The 18,658-nt window shown below is 67.8% G+C and carries 13 protein-coding genes and 1 pseudogene; 10 read left to right on the forward strand and 4 right to left on the reverse strand.

Annotated features, from left to right (window positions below; genetic code table 11):
- Positions 1-193: 193 nt before the first annotated feature.
- The 4 genes from G3545_RS13025 (at position 194) to G3545_RS13040 (ending at position 5,504) form a co-directional block, all read left to right on the forward strand.
- Positions 194-1,423 carry an amidohydrolase family protein gene (locus tag G3545_RS13025; RefSeq protein WP_170013205.1) on the forward strand — a complete coding sequence of 410 codons (1,230 nt, stop codon included), beginning with the start codon at positions 194-196 and terminating at the stop codon, positions 1,421-1,423.
- A 9-nt stretch (positions 1,424-1,432) separates the two neighbouring features.
- Positions 1,433-2,647 carry an amidase gene (locus G3545_RS13030; protein ID WP_246702814.1) on the forward strand — a complete coding sequence of 405 codons (1,215 nt, stop codon included), beginning with the start codon at positions 1,433-1,435 and terminating at the stop codon, positions 2,645-2,647.
- 100 nt (positions 2,648-2,747) lie between these two features.
- Positions 2,748-3,959 (forward strand): cellulase family glycosylhydrolase, encoded by a 1,212-nt coding sequence (locus G3545_RS13035; RefSeq protein WP_170013208.1) that lies wholly within the window; start codon positions 2,748-2,750, stop codon positions 3,957-3,959.
- A 30-nt stretch (positions 3,960-3,989) separates the two neighbouring features.
- Positions 3,990-5,504 carry a malonyl-CoA synthase gene (locus G3545_RS13040; RefSeq protein ID WP_170013210.1) on the forward strand — a complete coding sequence of 505 codons (1,515 nt, stop codon included), beginning with the start codon at positions 3,990-3,992 and terminating at the stop codon, positions 5,502-5,504.
- A gap of 3 nt (positions 5,505-5,507) precedes the next feature.
- Here the strand turns inward: G3545_RS13040 and G3545_RS13045 are convergent, their stop codons facing one another.
- Both G3545_RS13045 and G3545_RS13050 read right to left on the reverse strand, forming a co-directional pair.
- Positions 5,508-7,187, reverse strand: coding sequence for a multicopper oxidase family protein (locus tag G3545_RS13045; RefSeq protein WP_170013213.1), 1,680 nt, complete (start codon positions 7,185-7,187; stop codon positions 5,508-5,510).
- Positions 7,188-7,396: 209 nt separating this feature from the next.
- A complete protein-coding gene (locus tag G3545_RS13050; protein ID WP_170013216.1) occupies positions 7,397-7,672 on the reverse strand; it encodes a metal-sensitive transcriptional regulator in 276 nt (91 codons plus the stop codon).
- Between the two features lie 250 nt (positions 7,673-7,922).
- Between G3545_RS13050 and G3545_RS13055 the strand changes: the two genes are divergently transcribed.
- From G3545_RS13055 to G3545_RS13075, 5 genes are all read left to right on the forward strand, one after another.
- Positions 7,923-10,211, forward strand: coding sequence for a heavy metal translocating P-type ATPase (locus G3545_RS13055; RefSeq protein ID WP_281411731.1), 2,289 nt, complete (start codon positions 7,923-7,925; stop codon positions 10,209-10,211).
- Positions 10,212-10,407: 196 nt separating this feature from the next.
- A complete protein-coding gene (locus G3545_RS13060; RefSeq protein WP_170013221.1) occupies positions 10,408-11,739 on the forward strand; it encodes a GntP family permease in 1,332 nt (443 codons plus the stop codon).
- A gap of 18 nt (positions 11,740-11,757) precedes the next feature.
- Positions 11,758-13,164, forward strand: a complete 1,407-nt coding sequence (locus G3545_RS13065; RefSeq protein ID WP_170013224.1) for a GH1 family beta-glucosidase — start codon at positions 11,758-11,760, stop codon at positions 13,162-13,164.
- A gap of 106 nt (positions 13,165-13,270) precedes the next feature.
- On the forward strand, positions 13,271-13,540 hold the full coding sequence (locus tag G3545_RS13070) for an acyl carrier protein (protein ID WP_170013226.1): 270 nt from the start codon (positions 13,271-13,273) through the stop codon (positions 13,538-13,540).
- Entirely contained in the window at positions 13,540-14,748 is a 1,209-nt protein-coding gene (locus tag G3545_RS13075) for a beta-ketoacyl-[acyl-carrier-protein] synthase family protein (protein WP_170013229.1), read from the forward strand. Before G3545_RS13070 ends, G3545_RS13075 begins: the two co-directional genes overlap by 1 nt.
- 170 nt (positions 14,749-14,918) lie before the next feature.
- On the opposite strand, the pseudogene G3545_RS13080 reads toward G3545_RS13075, so the two are convergent.
- Positions 14,919-16,016, reverse strand: a pseudogene (locus G3545_RS13080) (IS481 family transposase); the annotation flags it as partial.
- 103 nt (positions 16,017-16,119) lie between these two features.
- Positions 16,120-17,088: a LysR family transcriptional regulator gene (locus G3545_RS13085; RefSeq protein ID WP_170013232.1), complete on the reverse strand. Its 969-nt coding sequence runs from the start codon at positions 17,086-17,088 to the stop codon at positions 16,120-16,122.
- A gap of 206 nt (positions 17,089-17,294) precedes the next feature.
- On the opposite strand from G3545_RS13085, the gene G3545_RS13090 reads away from it, so the two are divergent.
- Positions 17,295-18,545, forward strand: a complete 1,251-nt coding sequence (locus G3545_RS13090; protein WP_170013235.1) for a sarcosine oxidase subunit beta family protein — start codon at positions 17,295-17,297, stop codon at positions 18,543-18,545.
- The last annotated feature ends 113 nt before the right edge of the window (positions 18,546-18,658 follow it).

An 18,658-nucleotide genomic window follows, 5' to 3' on the forward strand; every position in this document is an offset into this window, starting at 1 on the left:
CGGCAGCGGGTTGCCCAAACGCCGCGCGAGCTGCCCTTGCCCCTCAGCAAAAACCTTTTCCTGGCAATGATCTGACCACTACCGGCGGTGGCGATTCAATCGCCTTTACCGGGCCGTCTCGGCGTCGCAAGCTAATTAATCATGTGATTAGTTACGCGTCCGACCCGGCTCGATCATTGGCAGGAGATACCCCTTGGACCTGATTGTCAGGAATGCCCGCCTGCCGGCGGATGGCGAACGCACCGTCGACATCGGGATCCAGCACGGACGCATCGTCGCCATCGAGAGCACGCTTGCCGCGGAGGGCGAGGAGCTCGATGTCCGCGGCCGGCTGGTCGCGCCAGGCTTCGTCGAGACCCATATCCATCTCGACAAATCCTGCATCCTCGACCGCTGCCACGCCCAGCGCGGCGACCTGCCGGAGGCGATCGCCGAGGTCGCCAAGGCCAAGCAGGGCTTCACGCCGGAAGACGTCTATGAGCGCGGCCGGCGTACGCTGGAGAAATGCATCCTCAACGGCACCACCCGCATGCGCACCCAGCTGGAGGTCGATCCCGGCATCGGCCTGCGCGGACTGGAGGGCGTGCTGCCGCTGATCGAGGAATATCGCTGGGCCATCGATATCGAGATCTGCGTGTTCCCGCAGGAAGGCCTGCTCAATAATCCCGGCACCGACGAACTGATGGTCGAGGCCTTGAAGCGTGGCGCGCGCGTAGTCGGCGCCGCGCCCTATACCGACAGCGACCCGCACGGCCAGATCGACCGCGTCTTCGCGATGGCCCGCGAGTTCGATGTCGATATCGACATGCATCTCGATTTCGGGCCGGTCGCCGACCGGCTCGACCTCGACTATGTCTGCGAGCTGGCGGACCGCTATCGCTGGGGTGGGCGCACCGCCATCGGCCATGTGACCAAGCTCGCCGGCGCCAGCCCCGAGCAGTTCGAGGCCGCGGCGCGGCGGATGCGCGATGCCGGCGTGGCGCTGACCGTGCTGCCCTCGACCGACCTGTTCCTCATGGGCCGCGATCGCGACTGCCACCATGTGCGCGGCGTGACCCACACGCACAAGCTGCTGCATCACGGCGTCAATTGCTCGCTCTCGACCAACAACGTGCTGAACCCGTTCACCCCGTTCGGTGATTGCTCGCTGATCCGCATGGCGAACCTCAACGCGAATATCTGCCATATCGGCGCCACCGCCGACATTCGCGAGTGCTTCGCCATGATCACCGAGCGCTCGGCGAAGCTGATCAATGCCACCGATTACGGCATCGAAGTCGGCAAGGCCGCCGATTTCACCGTGCTGGACTGCGAGCGCCCGGAAGAGGCGGTCGCCGAGCTGGCGCCGGTGCTGTTCGCCTACAAGCGCGGCCGCCGCACCGTGACCCGCCCGGCAGCGCAACTGCACCGCCCGCAGCATTGAGAGCCGTAAATGTCGCGTTCCCAGCTGCCTGCCAACTCGCCGGCCAGCCCGCCCGCTGATCCGTTCGGTGCCTTCTGCACGGCAAACCACGTCGCTCAGCCGGGTGCCGCGCAAGGCGCGCTCCACGGACTGAGCTTTGCCGCCAAGGACGTGTTCGATGTCACCGGCAGCACGACAGGCTTCGGCCACCCGACATGGCTGGCCTCGCACGAGCCGGCAACGGAGACCGCGACCGCGGTGACGCGTCTGCTCGACGCCGGGGCTGACCTGATCGGCCGCACCATCAGCGACGAGCTCTGCTATTCGCTCTCCGGCGAGAACTCGCATTACGGCACGCCGACCAATCCGCGGAACCCGGACCGTTTGCCCGGCGGCTCATCGTCGGGCTCGGCGGTGGCGGTTGCCGGCGGGCTGGTGGATTTCGCCGTCGGCACCGATTGCGGCGGCTCGGTGCGGGTGCCGGCGAGCTATTGCGGGCTGTTCGGCCTGCGCCCGACCCATGGCAGCATTCCGCTGACCGGCGTGTCGCGCTTCGCCCCGCGCTTCGACACCATCGGCTGGTTCGCCCGCGATGCCGCGATGCTGAAGCGGATCAGCGACGTGCTGCTGGGCGACAGCGCACCCGCGCACGGCTTCCGCCGCATGGTGCTGGCGGACGACGCATTCGAGCGCACCGATCCGGCGATCCGGGCCGCCATCGCTCCAGCGTTGGACGCCATCGAGCGCCGGATCGGGGCGCATGAGCGTGCGGTGCTGAGCCCGGAGGGGCTCGACCACTGGCTGGAAACCTTCCGCATCGCGCAGGCCGGCGAGATCTGGGCCTCGCTCGGCGCATGGATCGGTGAGCACCGACCCAGCTTCGGCAGGGGTGTCGGCGAGCGCTTCGCCATCGCCGCCACCATCGCGCCCGATGCGGCGCTTGCCGCACGAGCCCGGGCCGACGAGATCGCCGTTGAACTCGCCGGGCGCTTCAGTGAGGACGAGCTGATCTGCCTGCCGACCACGCCGACGCTGGCGCCGCCGCGCGGCACGGCATCCAACGAGGTCGAGATCGACTATCGCCGCCGGACCATGGAACTGCTGTGCACCGCTGGCCTCGGCGGCCTGCCGCAGCTGACCATTCCGGTGGCAACGGTGGACGGCGCTCCGGTGGGGTTGTCGATCATGGCGCGGCGCGGCAATGACAAAGCGCTGCTGCAGCTCGCCAAAGACGTCTTCGGGTAACAGAGGCCTTCGGGTAACGACGCCCGGCAGGCGGGCACTTCTCGGCATGACGTCGCTCAGGGGATGACGGCGCACGCGCTTCCCGCTAGCTTCCGCCGCCATGTTCCGCTCCCTCGCGTCCGCCCTTCTCGCCCTCATCATCACGCTGCCCGCTGCGCAGGCGCAGGACGCCGCGCCGGCCGACGGCTTCGTGCGCGCTCAGGGCACGCGCTTCGTCAATCCGGACGGCTCGACCTTCAAGATCAAGGGCATGAGCTTCGGCAACTGGTTGCTGCCGGAAGGCTACATGTTCAAGTTCAAGGTCCAGCGCTCGCCGCGCGAGATCGAAAGCGTGATCGAGTATCTCGCCGGTCCGGAGGAAGCCGCCCGTTTCTGGAAGGATTTCCGCGACGTCTATATCCGCGAGGAGGACATCGCCTTCCTGAAGGCCGCCGGCTTCACCACGGTGCGCATTCCGCTGCACTTCAAGTTCTTCACCACGCCGGACAGCGAGGGCTGGGCGCTGATCGACCGTGTGCTCGGCTGGTGCAAGGCGCATGGCATCAAGGCGATCCTCGACATCCATGCCGCGCCCGGCGGCCAGACCGGGGTAAACCATGATGACGGCGTCGGCTATCCGCTGGTGTTCTATGTGCCCGAGTATCGCCGGCAGACGGTCGATCTCTGGCGCCGCATTGCCGAGCGCTACAAGGACGAGCCGGCGGTGCTCGGCTACGACCTGCTGAATGAGCCGATCTCGCCCTATCACGATGCGGACTATCTCAATCCGCGGCTAGAGCCGCTTTATGCCGAGATCACCCAGGCGATCCGCAGCGTCGACACCAACCATCCGGTGATCCTGGCGGCGGCGCAGTGGAGCACCAATTTCGGCGTGTTCGGCCCGCCCTTCGATACCAATGCCGCCTACACCTACCACAAGTTCTGGGCGAGCCCGGAGCGGCGCGAGGTGCAGGATTATGTGAACTTCGCCAATCGCTGGGGCGTGCCGCTGTTCCTCGGCGAGACCGGCGAGCTCACCGACGAATGGAATGCGCAGTATCGCGCGCTCAACGAGAAATTCGGCATCGGCTGGAGCTTCTGGACCTACAAGAACCTCGATTCCCGCTCGACCGTGGTGTCGATCACCAAGCCCGAGGGCTGGGATGCCATCGCCGCCTTCGGCTCGGTGCCGCGCTCGCAATGGGACAGCATGAAGAAGCCGCCGCGCGAAGAGGTGGTGAAGACGCTGCGCGCCTATATCGAGAATGCCAAATTCGCCAACGCCACGGTCAATCGCGGCTATGTCGCGTCGCTGGGGCTGCGCGCGCCGTAAGATTTCGCCGTAACGTCCCGGGGTATTGCCATGGCCAATCATTTCCTCGACCTCGTGCGCGCCCATGCGCCGGATGCCTCCCGCACTTTCATCGAGACACCGGAAGGGCGCGTCGTCAGCTATGGCGAGCTTGATCGCCGCTCGGCGCAATATGCCGGCGCCTTTGCCGCGCTCGGCGTCGGGCCGGGCGACCGGGTGGCGCTGCAGGTGGAGAAGAGCGTCGAGGCGGTGTTCGCCTTTCTCGGCACGCTGCGCGCCGGCGCGGTGTTTCTGCCGCTGAACACCGCCTATACCGGCGTGGAGATCGACTATTTCCTCGGCGATGCCGAGCCGGCGGTATTCATCTGTGATCCGGCGCGCTTTAACGAGTCGGCGCCCATCGCCGCGGCGCGCGGCGTGAAGCATGTGCTTACCCTCGATGCCGCGGGGAATGGCACGGCGGCGCAGGCGGCCGACGCGGCGGCGGACAGTTTCGAGGACACAGACCGTGGCGAAGACGATCTCGCCGCGCTGCTCTACACCTCCGGCACCACCGGGCGCTCGAAGGGCGCCATGCTCAGCCATGGCAACCTCGCCTCAAACGCGCAGGCGCTGGTCGAGACCTGGCGCTTCACGCCGGACGATGTGCTGATCCATGCACTGCCGATCTTCCACACCCACGGCCTGTTCGTCGCCATCAATGTGACGCTGCTGGCAGGCTCGTCGATGATCTTCGTGCAAAAGTTCGACCCCGACCTGATCGTGGCGCTGATGGCGCGCGCCAGCGTGATGATGGGGGTGCCGACCTTCTACACCCGCCTGCTCAGGCATCCCGGCCTGTCGCCGCATTCCGCCGCGGGCATGCGGCTGTTCATTTCCGGCTCGGCGCCGCTGCTGGCCGAGACGCATCGCGAATGGCAGGCCACGACCGACCACGCCATTCTCGAGCGCTACGGCATGACCGAGACCGGCATGAACACCTCCAACCCCTATGCGGGCGACCGGGTCGCAGGCACGGTCGGCTTCCCGCTGCCGGGGGTGGAGGTGCGTGTCGTCGATCCGGAGAGCGGCAGCGGGCTCGCGCAAGGCGAGATCGGCATGATCGAGGTGAAGGGGCCGAACGTCTTTTCCGGCTATTGGCGGATGCCGGAAAAGACCGCAGCCGAATTCCGCGACGGCTGGTTCATCACCGGCGACCTCGGCCTGATCGATGCGCGCGGTTATGTGCAGATCGTCGGGCGCGGCAAGGACCTCGTCATCACCGGCGGCTACAATGTGTATCCGAAGGAAATCGAGACCGAGATCGACGCGCTGCCCGGCGTGATCGAGAGCGCGGTGATCGGCCTGCCGCACGCCGATTTCGGCGAGGGCGTCACCGCCGTGGTGGTGGCGCGCGAGGGCGCCGGGCTCGACGAGAAGGCGGTGCTCGGTGCGCTCGACGGCCGCCTCGCCAAGTACAAGCTGCCGAAGCGGGTGCTCTTCCTCGACGACCTGCCCCGCAACACCATGGGCAAGGTGCAGAAGAACCTGCTCCGGCAGCAATTCGAAGCGCTGTACGCCAAATAGCGCTCAGCCCTCATAGACCTCCACCACCTGCATCATCCCGAGTTCCTCGTGGTTCATCATGTGGCAATGCAGCACGAACTTGCCGGGATAATCGAGGAAGCGGGAGCGGAAGGTGATGCTGCCATTGCGCGGCAAGACCACCGTGTCGAGCCACACCGGCGGCACATATTCGCCGTTCACCTTCACCAGTTCGAACGGATTGACGTGAATGTGGAAGATGTGGTCGTGGAAATGCAGATTGACGATGGTCCATTCCTCGACCGCGCCGAGCTTCACCCGCTGATCTACGCGGTTCATGTCGAAGCTGCGCCCGTCTACCAGGAACTTGAACTCGCGCCAGTGCGCCGCCGCCTCGTTCTCGGGCACGATGGCCGAGAAGGTGAGCTGGCGGCGATTGGTGATCTCCTCGTCGCGGATCGAGGCGAGCGGTGGCGGGGCGAGGCGCTCCGGCAGCTTCATCGGCAAGGGCGCGCCCGCGACCTTCACCCGGGCGATGAGGCCGAACGGTGAGGGATAGCCCTGATTATAGGGCAGCGCCTTGAAGTCGTAGGTGCCCGGCTCGCCGGCCTTCACCAGCACGTCGATGCGCTGCCCCGGCGCGATCAGCATGGCATCCTTGCGGTCCGCCTGGTCGGTGCAGACCTGGCCCTCGCCGATGATCACCAGCCCGATGCCGTCGCGGGCGATGGCGTGGAACTGATGCTGGTCGATCGCCAGGAACAGGTCATCCTGATAGCCGGCGTGCAATATCCGCCAGCGCTGCACCTCACCGGGCTGCATGGTGATGGTTGGCGCCCGCTGGCCGTTGAGCGTGAGGAAGCGGACCGACGTCTCGGAGAACAGCGCGTCGAAGCCCTCCACCATGCCGAAGCCGTCGAAGGCGACCTCGCCCAGCACCATGGTCACGTCCTTGGCCGCGGTGACTTCCGGGACCTGCTCGGGGCCGTCCTCGATGATGACGGCGCCCGCCATGCCGCTCGCCAGCTGGATATCGGCGGCGCCATGATGATGGGGGTGGTACCAGTAGGTGCCTTTCGGATGATCCTCGGGGATGCGGATCTCGACGTCGTAGCTCTGCCCCGGCTCCATGGTGCGCAGCACATTGTCGGAGATGCCGGAGGGGCTGGTATGGGCGCCATGGAAGTGGAAATTGGTCAGGTTGAGCATATGCGGCTGGTTCATCTGCAGCGGCATCTGCTCGCGATTGGGCGGCAGGTCGTTGGTGAGGCGGATGCGCAGCACCTCGCCCGCCTTCATGCGGAAGGTCGGGCCGGGGATCGCCCCCTCATAGGTGCGCAGGAACAGCCGGTAGCCGCCGACATTCTGGTAGGAATAGGCCGCGCGCAGCGTCGTGCGCAGTTCGCCATTCACCGTTCGGCGGACTTCCGGCTGCCGCAGCGGCTCGCCTTCGACGAACGGGATGCGCAGCGGCGCGCCGACATCCGACGACAGTTCCCGAGCCGGCACTGCCGCGCCGCCCGCCGCTGATGGCGCCGGGGCGGCGTGCTGCATGGTCGCGGCGTCGACCTGCGAGACCAGCAGGCCGGCGACGCTCGGCGTCAGCATGCCCGCGATGCCTCCTGCCAGGAAGCTGCGGCGCGACGGAACGGCTTCGGAAATGCGCACGCCCTCGGCAAGCGCGGCGCCCGCCGGCACCCGCTCGTAATCTGCCTTGTTGTCCATCGATCCCCCCAGCGCCCCTTGGTTGCAGGGCGCTGGATTTCATAAGCTTGAAGCTCAGTGTTTCCAAAGGGATTCGGGATTCTGGGTGAACGTCATCCTGAGGTGCCGCGAAGCGGCCTCGAAGGATGCTCGCCCCGATGGTCGCCTTCTGCTTCAGCATCCTTCGAGGCTCGCTATCGCTCGCACCTCAGGATGACGTGGCGCTTCGATCAGCCCTTCACCCGCCCCAGCACGTCGATCAGTTCCGCCACCTTCTTGCGTTGCTCCTCGGCGTCGCCGGAGGCAATGGCGTGCTCGACGCAGTGCGCGACATGGTCGCGCAGCACTTCCTCCTCCACCCGCTTCAAGGCCGCCCGCACCGCCGCCACCTGGGTGACGATGTCGATGCAATAGCGGTTGTCCTCGACCATGCGGGAGAGGCCTCGGACCTGCCCCTCGATGCGGTTCAGGCGCTTCAGGCAGGTGTCTCGGGTGTCGTTCTGCATGCTTGTCGTATACCCTATGGGGGTATATATAGCAAGCGAACGGATACCCTCCACGGGTATATGAGACGGAGCGATCATGGCCGGACACGAGCATCACCACCAGGCGGGCCGCAACGTGGCGGACGCCAAGGAAGCTGGCGGCTCCTGCTGTGCTGGCAAAAGCGAGCACGCCCATGCAGGCCATGATCATGCCGGCCACGATCACGCCGGCCACGACCATTCCCATCACGACCACGCTGCCCACGCCACTATGGCGAAGGACCCGGTTTGCGGCATGGATGTCGATCCGCACACCGCGAAGCACCGCGCCGAGCATGGCGGGCGCACCTATTATTTCTGCTGCAATGGCTGCCGCACCAAATTCGTCGCCGACCCCGAGAAGTATCTAAGCGGCACGAAGCAGGCCGCGGCGCCGGTGCCGGAGGGCACGGAATATACCTGCCCGATGCATCCGGAGATCCGGCAGATCGGCCCCGGCTCCTGCCCGATCTGCGGCATGGCGCTGGAGCCGGTGACGGTCAGCCTCGACAGCGGCCCTAATCCCGAGCTGGCGGACATGACCCGCCGCTTCTGGATCGGCCTCGCCTTGACCGTCCCGGTGTTCGCGCTGGAGATGGGCAGCCATCTCGTGCCGGCACTGCACCACATTGTGCCGCCGAACGTCTCCGCCTGGGTGCAGCTGGTGCTGGCGACCCCGGTGGTGCTGTGGGCCGGCTGGCCGTTCTTCGAGCGCGGCTGGCAGTCGCTGGTGACACGCAACCTCAACATGTTCACGCTGATCGCGCTCGGCACCGGCGTCGCCTATCTCTACAGCCTTGTCGCCGTGCTGGCGCCCGGCCTGTTCCCGGCCGATTTCCGCGGCATGGATGGTGGCGTTGCGGTGTATTTCGAGGCGGCCGCCGTCATCACCGTGCTGGTGCTGCTCGGCCAGGTGCTGGAGCTGCGCGCCCGCGAACAGACCTCCGGCGCCATCAAGGCGCTGCTCGACCTCGCGCCGAAGACGGCACGCCGCCTCAATACCGACGGTTCCGAGGAGGAGATCGCGCTCGACCTTGTCGCGACCGGCGACCGGCTGCGGGTGCGCCCGGGCGAGAAGGTGCCGGTCGACGGCACGGTGGAGGACGGCCGATCGGCGGTGGATGAATCCCTCGTCACCGGCGAATCCATGCCGGTCACCAAGGATACCGGCGATCGCGTCATCGGCGGTACGCTGAACCGCTCCGGCGGTCTCGTCATCCGGGCCGAGAAGGTCGGCCGCGACACCGTGCTCGCCCGCATCGTGCAGATGGTGGCGGAGGCGCAGCGCTCGCGGGCCCCGATCCAGCGCCTTGCCGACCAGGTGGCCGGCTGGTTCGTGCCGCTGGTGGTGGCCTGCGCCGTGCTCGCCTTCATCGCCTGGGCGGCGTTCGGGCCGGAACCGCGCTTCACTTACGCGCTCGTCGCTGCCGTCTCGGTGCTGATCATTGCCTGCCCCTGCGCGCTCGGCCTCGCCACGCCGATGTCGATCATGGTCGGCGTCGGGCGCGGCGCGCAGCTCGGCGTGCTGATCAAGAATGCCGAGGCGCTGGAGCGCATGGAGAAGGTCGACACGCTGGTGGTCGACAAGACCGGCACGCTCACCGAGGGCAAGCCGAGCCTGACCCGCATCGTCGCCGCGAACGGCTTCGAGGAGGCGGAATTGCTGCGGCTCGCGGCGGCGGTGGAGCGGCCGTCCGAGCATCCGCTGGCACATGCCATCGTCACCGCTGCGGAGGCGCGCGGCGTCGACATTCCGCAGGTGCGCGGCTTCGACAGCCCGGTCGGCAAGGGTGCCTATGGCATGGTCGAGGGCAAGCGCGTGACATTGGGCAGCGCCGCCTTCCTCAGGGAGCTCGGCATCGATCCGTCCGCGCTCACCGAACAGGCCGATGCGCTGCGCGGCGATGGCGCCAGCGCCATCCTCATCGCGGTGAACGGCGCCGTGGCGGGCGCGCTCGCCATCGCCGACCCGATCAAGGCGACGACGGCCGAGGCGCTGAAAGCACTCGCGGCGGACGGCATCCGCGTCGTCATGCTCACCGGCGACAACCGCACCACGGCGCAGGCGGTAGCGGCCCGGCTCGGCATCACCGAGATCGAGGCCGAGGTGGCGCCCGAGCAGAAGCAGGCGGTGATCGAGCGTCTGAAGCGCGAAGGCCGGGTCGTCGCCATGGCCGGCGACGGGGTGAACGACGCGCCGGCGCTGGCTGCCGCCGATGTCGGCATCGCCATGGGCTCGGGCACCGACGTCGCCATCGAGAGCGCCGGCATCACGCTGTTGAAGGGTGACCTTACCGGCATCGTGCGGGCGCGGCATCTGTCCAAGGCGACGATGGCCAATATCCGGCAGAACCTGTTCTTCGCCTTCGCCTACAACACCGCGGGCGTGCCGATCGCGGCGGGCGTGCTCTATCCGGTGCTGGGCCTGCTGCTCTCGCCGATGATCGCGGCCTTGGCGATGTCGCTCTCCTCGGTGAGCGTGATCGGCAATGCGCTGCGGCTGCGGGCGGTGAAGATCTGATCTTTCCCAGCACGCGTCAGCCCGGACGGCCGCAGGCCGATCCGGGATCGTAGGAAGGTATTGCACATCACCTTCCTACGATCCCGGCTCTCCGCTTCGCTTCGGCCGGGATGACGATGGGGAGTGGGTGACAGCGCCCGTCCATCGGGTTAATCGAAGGCCCCGCCCTTCTACCCACCCCACAGTCCGATCGCTCATGTCGCTGCAACAGGCCGCCTGCCTCCTTGTCGTGCTCGTCGTCTTCGTCGCTCTCACGCAGCGCGGGCGCATGCAGCCTTTCCTCGCGCTCATCCTGGCGGGCGCCGGCTTCGGCTATGCCGCGGGCATGGCGACCAGCCAGGTCGGCAAGGCGTTCGGGCTCGGCTTCCAGCAGGGCATCGCCACGCTCGGCCTGATCGTGGTGGCCGGCGCCATGCTCACCGAGATCGCCGATGCCACCGGCGCCAGTGCCCGCATCCGCGCCGCGGCGCGCGGCTGGCAGCGCCGGTCGCTGCCCCTGACGCTGATCGGCCTCATTGCCGGCATCGCCTCGACCCCGGCTGCGGCCTTTGCCGTGCTGTCGCCGCTGCGGCGGGCGATCGGCGGGCAGGCGCCGCGCCCAGTGCTCGCGCTCGGCCTCGCGCTGTCAGCGAGCCACGGGCTACTGCTGCCGGCTCCGGTTATCCTCGCCGCGGTAACAATTCTCGGTGCCGACTGGAGCACGGCGCTGCTCTATGGCCTGCCGGCGGCGCTGCTTGCCGCCCTTGCCGGCGCGCTGGTGGCCCGCACGGCGGTGGCGGATGACGACACGCTTCCCGAGACCACCGAAGCGATGGACGGGGCGACCTATCACGCGCCCAAGCGCGCCGCGCTCGTGCTCATCCTCGTCAGCGCGGCGCTGATCGGACTGCTCGTCACCCAGTCGCTCGGTGATATCGCCAGCGAGCCGCTGGGTGGCGGCTCCAATCGCGAATTCATCATCGGGCTCGGCCGGCCGCTGGTCCTGCTGCTGGTCGGCGTGGGCGCCATGCTGCTGCTCACCTGGCACTGGCCGCGCGGCGGCCTGAGCGAAGAGGGCTGGCCGGGCCGGGCCATTGCCCGGGTCGCCGGGCTGGTGCTCACGGTCGGCGCCGCGGTCGGGCTCTCCAAACTGGCGCAGGAAACCGGCATGGCGGAGATGAATGCCGAGCGGTTGCTCGGCTGGCATCCGGGCCCTGCCTTGGCCTTGGTGCTGCCCTTCGCGGTTGCGGCGATCATGAAGCTGCTGCAAGGTTCCTCGCTGGTCGCCGCCATCACCGCGGCCGGCATGATGATGGAACTGCTGGCGCCGCTCGGTCTCGGCGATGCACCCGGGCGTGCATTTGCCGCGCTGGCCATCGGCGCCGGCGCCATGACCGCGTCGCATATCAATGACGGGCTGTTCTGGCTCGTCACCGACGCCGCCCGGCTGCGCCCGGGTGCGGCGTTGGCCCGTTTCAGCCTCGGCACCGCCCTGCAAGGCGCGGTTGCCCTTGCGGCACTCATCTTGCTTCGGCTGGTGACTGCCTAGAGCCGGAGACCCTGCCTGATGATCCGCCGCCGCGATTTCCTGGCCGCCACCGCGGCCGTCGCCGCCTTGCCGCTGCTGCCGCGTGGCGCCTTTGCCGCCGGCGAACAGATGCCCGTGCTGCCGAAGGATTTCCTGATCGGCGCCTCCACCTCGGCCTACCAGATCGAGGGCGCGGTGAATGTGGATGGTCGCGGCGCCAGCATTTGGGATGTGTTCTGCCGCCAACCGGGGCGGATCGCCGACGGCACCAATGGCGACGTCGCCTGCGACCATTATCACCGCTTCAGCGAGGATGTGGACCTGCTGGCGAATGGCGGCCTTGCAGCCTATCGCTTCTCTATTGCCTGGCCGCGGGTGATGCCGGAGGGCACCGGCGCGGTGAATGCTGCCGGCCTCGACTTCTATGACCGGCTCGTCGACCGACTGCTCGCCAAAGGCGTCGAGCCCTGGGCCTGCCTCTATCATTGGGACCTGCCGCAGGCGCTGGACGCCGCCGGCGGCTGGCACAATCGCGACATCGCCTTGTGGTTCGCGGACTATGCGCGCGCCACCACCGCCCGGCTCGGCGATCGCGTGAAGCACTGGGCGATGCTGAACGAACCCTCGGTGCATGCCATTTTCGGCCATGCCTATGGCAACCACGCCCCCGGCAGGACCGGCTGGCAGAGCTTCATCAAGGCGCAGCACCACCAGAACCTCGCGCAGGGCACGGCGATCCGCGCGCTCCGGGCCGAACGCAGCGGGCTCGATCTCGGTACCGTGCTCTCGCTCCAGCCTGTGCATCCCGCCAGCGAGCGCCGGGAAGACGCCGAGGCTGCCACCCGCTTCGACGCCGCCTGGAACGGAGCGAATCTCGACCCGCTGTTCCATGGCCGCTATCCGGATGTCCTTGGCGCCGATTTCGAGCCCGTGGTGCGTGCCGAGGATTGGGCCAATATCCAGCAGAAGATCGACTTTCTCGGCGTGAACTATTATGGCCGCGCCCACATCGTCGCCGATCCGAACAATGTGCTTGCCGGCGCCGGCTTCGGCCCGCTGCCGCCCAATATGCCGACCACCGCCATGGGCTGGCCGGTGGAACCGGACGGCATGGTCGAGATATTGGGCCGGCTACGCGACCAGTACGGCAACCCGCCGGTCTACATCACCGAGAATGGCGCCTGCTATGACGACCCCGCTCCCGCCGGCGGCACGGTGGCGGACGCGCCGCGCGTCGAATTCCTGCGCCAGCATCTCCTCGCCGCCGAGCGCGCGATAAAAGAAGGCTGTGCTCTGAAGGGCTATTTCGCCTGGTCGCTGCTCGACAATTTCGAATGGGCGGAGGGTTTGCGCCGGCGCTTTGGCATCGTCCATGTCGATTTCGCCACCGGTACCCGCACGCCGAAAGCCTCCTATGCTTTCCTTTCTTCCGTCGCGAAAGGGTAAATCGGCGGTGGAATTCGCGCCGCTGGCCCGCTTTGTGATAGGAACGTCGCAGAGATAGGTTTCGTTCGGCGATTCAGAATACCCGTTCCCTCATCCGAGCAGGCGCATGCAGAGCGACGATCCCCGCGTTATCGAAATCATCGACTTCATTGCCGACGAGGCGGGCGTCGACAAAACCCTCTTCACTGCCGAAACGCCGGTCGCGGACCTCGGCATCTCCTCGCTCGACCTGATCGAGACCATCTTCAAGCTGGAAAGCCGCTTCGGCATCGAGATACCGAATGACGGCCCGCTCAACGGCAACGGTGTCACCGTCGGTACGCTGGTCGAGCACGTCGCCGAACTTCTGAACGCCCAACAGCCGCGCACCGCCTGATGACCAGACGCGTCGCGATCACCGGCCTTGGCGCCCTCTCTGCGCTGGGAGCAAACGTCGCGGACCATCTCGCCGGCCTGAAGGCCGGCACGGTCGGTATCGGCCCCGCCCGGCACGTCAATGCCGAAGGCCTCAAGACCAAGGTCTATGCGGAAGTCCATGACTTCCAGCCCGAGGCGCATTTCGACGGGCGGCAGCTCGGCCTGATGGACCGCGCCGCGCAGCTCGCCGTGGTGACGGCCCGCGAGGCATTGAAGGATGCCGGCCCGGCGCTGGAAGGCGTGCCGCTGGAAAAGGCGGGCGCCATCTTCTCCGCCGCCATCGGCTACAACACCATGGAGGAGGGCTACCAGAAGCTCTATCTCCAGAATGCGCTGCGGCCGCACCCCTTCACCGTGCCGCGCGCCATGCCGAATGGACCTGTGGCCAATGTCACCATGGATCTCGGCATCCATGGCCCGGCCTTCGCCATCGCCTCGGCCTGCTCCTCCGGCGCGCATTCCATCGGCGTCGCCTTCCAGATGGTGCGCTCCGGCATGCTCGATGTCGCGGTGGCCGGCGGCTCGGAAGCCCCCCTCACCTTCGGCATGATGAAGAGCTGGGAAGCGCTGCGCGTGCTGTCCTCCGAGGGTTGCCGGCCATTCTCTAGGGACCGCAGCGGCTTGGTGCTCGGCGAGGGCGCCGCGAGCGTGGTGCTGGAGGATTATGAGCGCGCGGTGGCGCGCGGCGCCACCATCCATGCCGAGCTGACCGGCTTCGGCATGAGCGCCGACGGGCTCGACATGACGGCGCCGGACGCCACCAGCGCCGCGCGGGCCATGCAGTTCGCGCTGAAGGATGCCGGGTTGGCACCGGGCGATGTCGATTACGTCAATGCCCACGGTACCGCGACGCCGCTGAACGACCGCACCGAGACCATCGCGCTGCGCACTGTGTTCGGCGACCATCTGGCGAAGCTGCCGGTGTCCTCGACCAAATCCATGTACGGCCATTGCATGAGCGCGGCCGGCGCGCTGGACCTGGTCGCCACCGTGCTGGCGCTGCGCGAAGGCTTCCTGCCGCCGACCATGGGCTATCGCGAGCCGGATCCGGAGTGCGACATCGATTGTGTGCCCAACGCGATGCGCGAAGCGCCGATCCGCAATGCCATCTCCAACGCGTTTGCGTTCGGTGGGCTGAACGCCGTGCTGGCGGTGCGGCGGGCGTAGCTATCATTCAATGCACCCTCATCCCCGGGCTCGACCCGGGGATCCAGTCCTTTCCGCGTGTGCCCGGCCCGAAGTCTGGATCCCCGGGTCAAGTGTAAAGACCGGAGACACCCCTGACAGGTGTTCGGAGACATGCCTGACAGTCAGGGCGGGTCGTGTGGGGGCTTTTTGAGGTCGATGGTTGTGATTCTGGTGGCGCCGAAGCAGACGGCATAAAGGCCGTCGCGCTTGTGCGGGCGGATGGCGAGGAGTTCGCCGCGGAACGCCTTGGGCACCTTCCAGAGCCGGTTGTTGAAGCCGACATAGGCCTTGGTGGTGCCGACCCGGCGGACGATCTCGGCGCTGTCATAGTGCGGTGTGGGCAGGCGCTCCGGGAAGGGCCGCGGCGAGGGTCGGTAGCGGCTGGCCGGCACGGCGAGGCCGATCCCCTGGTGCGGGCGGACATGGTTGTAGTCCTCGCGCCAGGCTTCGAGCGCGGCCTGGGCCTGATCGAGGCCGCGCAGGATGGCGAGGTCGAACACCTCGTCGGCAAGGCTGCGGTGGAAGCGCTCGTTCTTGCCGCGGCCCTGCGGGTGGTGGGGACGGGCCGGAATGGTGCGGATGCCGAGCTTGAGCAGCCAGACCCGCAGCGGCGTCCACTGCCCCGGGCGGCCGCCGCCCCAAGGCGCGCCATTGTCGACATAGATGGCCTGCGGCAGGCCGTGGCGGCGCAGCGCCGGCTCCAGCCGGGCGCGCACCGTGGCGGTCTGTTCGTCGGCGCACGCCTCCAGCACCACGGCGTAGCGCGAATGATCGTCGATCACCGTCAGCGTATGGCACCACGTGCCGCAGGCGAGTTGCACCCGCCCCTTGAAATCCATCTGCCACAGCTCGTTCGGCGTCGCCCGCTCGAACCGGCCATAGGCCTGCGGCCGGCGCGCGGCCGGCGCGATCCGGTCATGGCGGGCCAGCACCGCATGCACCGTCGAGGGGGCCGCCGCGTCCTCCAGCAGCCGCGCCAGCTTGCGCGCGCCCCACGCCGGATGGGCATCGCGCAGCGCCAGGATCCGGGCCTCCAGATCCGCCGCGCTACGCCGCGGGCTCGCATGCGGGCGCCGCGAGCGCTCCGTCAGCGCCTCGCCGGCGCGGTAGCGGCGCAGCCACACATAGCCGGTCTGCCGGCTGATCCCGAAGCCCGCGCACAGCGCCGAGACGTTTGCCCCCTCAAGGCTCGCCAGCAAACAGAACTCCCGCCGCTGATCCGCCACAGATGCCTCCCGCCAGACCATCCCGACCTCCCAGGGCCAAAAGCCCCAAAAGTGTCAGGCATGTCTCCGAACACCTGTCAGCCATGTATCCAGAACAAACATCAAGCCCGGGGATGAGGGTCAACTAGGTTGGCGAGGTCTCCACCTGGAACCCCGCCTCCAGCCAATCTCCGAGCCCGACAACCTCCCCCTTCAACCCCGCCAGCCATTCCCGGCAGAAGCCGGCGATCTCGCGCGGCAGGCGGCCGAGTTCGTTGCGGCGCGCGATCAAGGTGAGATGCCGCGCAACGCCCGGCCCCGGCAGTGGGCGGCAGGCCAGCCCATCGAGGGGTACCGCGGCCTCGATGATGCAGAGCGGGGTGGTGATGGCGAAGCCGGCGCCGCTCGCGACGCTCGCGGTGACGCCATAGGGCGTGTCGAACTCCAATCGGCGCGGCAGGTCGAGCCTGAGGCGCCGCAGATGCCGCTCCACCTCCATGCCGGTCACCGAGCGGGCGCTGAAGCGCACCAGCGGGGTCGAAGCCGCCTGCGCTTCGAGGTCGGTGGCACGGCTCGGCGGCGGCAGGTCGGCCGGCATCAGCAGCACATACGGCTCGGTGAGCAGCGGCCAGCGCTCCAGCCCCTCGATATCGTCGAGATCGCCGGCTCCGACCAGCAGGTCGAGCTGCCGGGTCAGCAGCGCGCTGACATGCGAGGCGGTGAGGCCGGAGAGGATGGAGACCTGGTCCGCCATCGTACCCAGCCGCCCGGCCAGCGGCGCCATCAGCGCGCGGGAGAGCGAATCCACCAGGCCGACCCGCAGCAAGGGCAGCAGGCTGCTGCCGGTCTCGCGCAGCAGCGGGGCGATCTGCCGGGCTTCGGAGAGCAGCGCGCTCGCCCGCTGGCGCAGCGCCCCGCCGGCGCTGGTGAGCGCCAGCGGCCGGGTGCGGTCGAACAGCGTGACGCCGGTGCGCCGCTCGAGATCGGCGATGGCCTGCGACACCGCCGGCTGGGTGAGGCCGAGCCGGCGCGCCGCCAGCGCCATGGTTCCCGCCTCACAGACGGCGAGGAAGATGTCGAGGGAGCGCAGGTCAAAGGGGAACGGATCGGGCATTGCTTTCTGAAGTGACCTCATCCTGAGGCGCCGCGCAGCGGCCTCGAAGGATGCCCGCCCCGATGGCCGTCTCCTGCTTCAACATCCTTCGAGGCCTGGCTGAAGCCGGGCACCTCAGGATGAGGGCGATACTATAAGCAAAATTTATATTACCGCTGGTTCCAAGGTCAATTATAGCTCGGCGCCTGGCCTGTTCCGGACCCCTCATGCGCTATTCCTTCCTCAGCATCATCGCCAACGGTCTCTCCGGCCAGAAGGGCTGGAAGCCGGCATGGCGCGACGCGGTGCCGAAGCCCGCCTATGACGTCGTCATCATCGGCGGCGGCGGGCACGGGCTGGCAACGGCCTATTACCTCGCCAAGGTGCACGGCATCCGCAATGTCGCGGTGATCGAGAAGGGGTACATCGGCTCCGGCAATGCCGGGCGGAACACCACCATCATCCGCTCCAATTATCTGCTGCCCGGCAACGAGCCGTTCTACGAATGGTCGATGAAGCTCTGGGAGGGGCTGGAGCAGGAGCTGAACTACAACGCCATGGTCAGCCAGCGCGGCGTGCTGAACCTGTATCATTCCGACGCCCAGCGCGACGCCTATGCGCGGCGTGGCAATGCAATGCGGCTCACCGGCGTCGATGCCGAACTGCTTGATGCCGAGGGCGTACTGGCGATGTACCCGTTCCTCGATTTCGCCAACGCCCGCTTCCCGATCCAGGGCGGGCTCCTGCAGCGCCGCGGCGGCACGGCGCGGCACGATGCCGTGGTGTGGGGCTATGCGCGCGGCGCCGACCGGCTTGGCGTCGACATCATTCAGAATTGCGAGGTCACCGGCTTCATCCGCGAGGGCGAGCGGATCATCGGCGTCGAGACCACGCGCGGCGCGATCCGCGCCGGCAAGGTCGGGATGGCGGTGGCGGGGAACACCTCGCGCGTCGCCGCCATGGCGGGCCTGCGCCTGCCGATCGAGAGCCATGTGCTGCAGGCCTTCGTCTCCGAAGGGCTGAAGCCGCTGATCGACGGCGTCGTCACCTTCGGCGCCGGGCATTTCTATATCAGCCAGTCCGACAAGGGCGGGCTGGTCTTCGGCGGCGATATCGACGGCTACAATTCCTACGCCCAGCGCGGCAATCTGCCGGTGATCGAGGATGTCTGCGAGGGCGGCATGGCCTTGATGCCGCGCATAGGCCGGCTGCGGCTGCTGCGCCACTGGGGCGGCATCATGGACATGTCGATGGACGGCTCGCCGATCATCGACGCGACGCCGCTGCCCGGGCTCTTTCTCAATGCCGGCTGGTGCTATGGCGGCTTCAAGGCGACACCGGCCTCCGGCTGGAGCTTCGCGCATCTGCTGGCGCGCGGCGAGCCGCACCAAGTCGGCGCCGCCTTCCGGCTCGACCGCTTCCGCACCGGGCACCTGATCGACGAAAAGGGAGTCGGCGCGCAGCCGAACCTGCACTGATGACGGTTGGCGTACTCCCCCTCACCCCACCCCTCTCCCCGTCGGGGAGAGGGCGCTGGTCGCGCTTCCTGACTTCCCCCTCTCCCCGTGGGGCAGAGGGTTTGGGTGAGGGG

It is taken from the genome of Starkeya sp. ORNL1, from assembly GCF_012971745.1.
Lineage (GTDB): Bacteria > Pseudomonadota > Alphaproteobacteria > Rhizobiales > Xanthobacteraceae > Ancylobacter.

Bases quoted from the DNA above. Each gene is read 5' to 3' on its own strand.
- G3545_RS13065 (WP_170013224.1), top strand. From the start codon at position 11,758: ATGATCCGCCGCCGCGATTTCCTGGCCGCCACCGCGGCCGTCGCCGCC.
- G3545_RS13070 (WP_170013226.1), top strand. From the start codon at position 13,271: ATGCAGAGCGACGATCCCCGCGTTATCGAAATCATCGACTTCATTGCC.
- G3545_RS13055 (WP_281411731.1), top strand. From the start codon at position 7,923: ATGGCGAAGGACCCGGTTTGCGGCATGGATGTCGATCCGCACACCGCG.
- G3545_RS13085 (WP_170013232.1), bottom strand. From the start codon at position 17,088: ATGCCCGATCCGTTCCCCTTTGACCTGCGCTCCCTCGACATCTTCCTC.
- G3545_RS13045 (WP_170013213.1), bottom strand. From the start codon at position 7,187: ATGGACAACAAGGCAGATTACGAGCGGGTGCCGGCGGGCGCCGCGCTT.
- G3545_RS13060 (WP_170013221.1), top strand. From the start codon at position 10,408: ATGTCGCTGCAACAGGCCGCCTGCCTCCTTGTCGTGCTCGTCGTCTTC.
- G3545_RS13050 (WP_170013216.1), bottom strand. From the start codon at position 7,672: ATGCAGAACGACACCCGAGACACCTGCCTGAAGCGCCTGAACCGCATC.
- G3545_RS13035 (WP_170013208.1), top strand. From the start codon at position 2,748: ATGTTCCGCTCCCTCGCGTCCGCCCTTCTCGCCCTCATCATCACGCTG.
- G3545_RS13030 (WP_246702814.1), top strand. From the start codon at position 1,433: ATGTCGCGTTCCCAGCTGCCTGCCAACTCGCCGGCCAGCCCGCCCGCT.
- G3545_RS13075 (WP_170013229.1), top strand. From the start codon at position 13,540: ATGACCAGACGCGTCGCGATCACCGGCCTTGGCGCCCTCTCTGCGCTG.
- G3545_RS13090 (WP_170013235.1), top strand. From the start codon at position 17,295: ATGCGCTATTCCTTCCTCAGCATCATCGCCAACGGTCTCTCCGGCCAG.
- G3545_RS13040 (WP_170013210.1), top strand. From the start codon at position 3,990: ATGGCCAATCATTTCCTCGACCTCGTGCGCGCCCATGCGCCGGATGCC.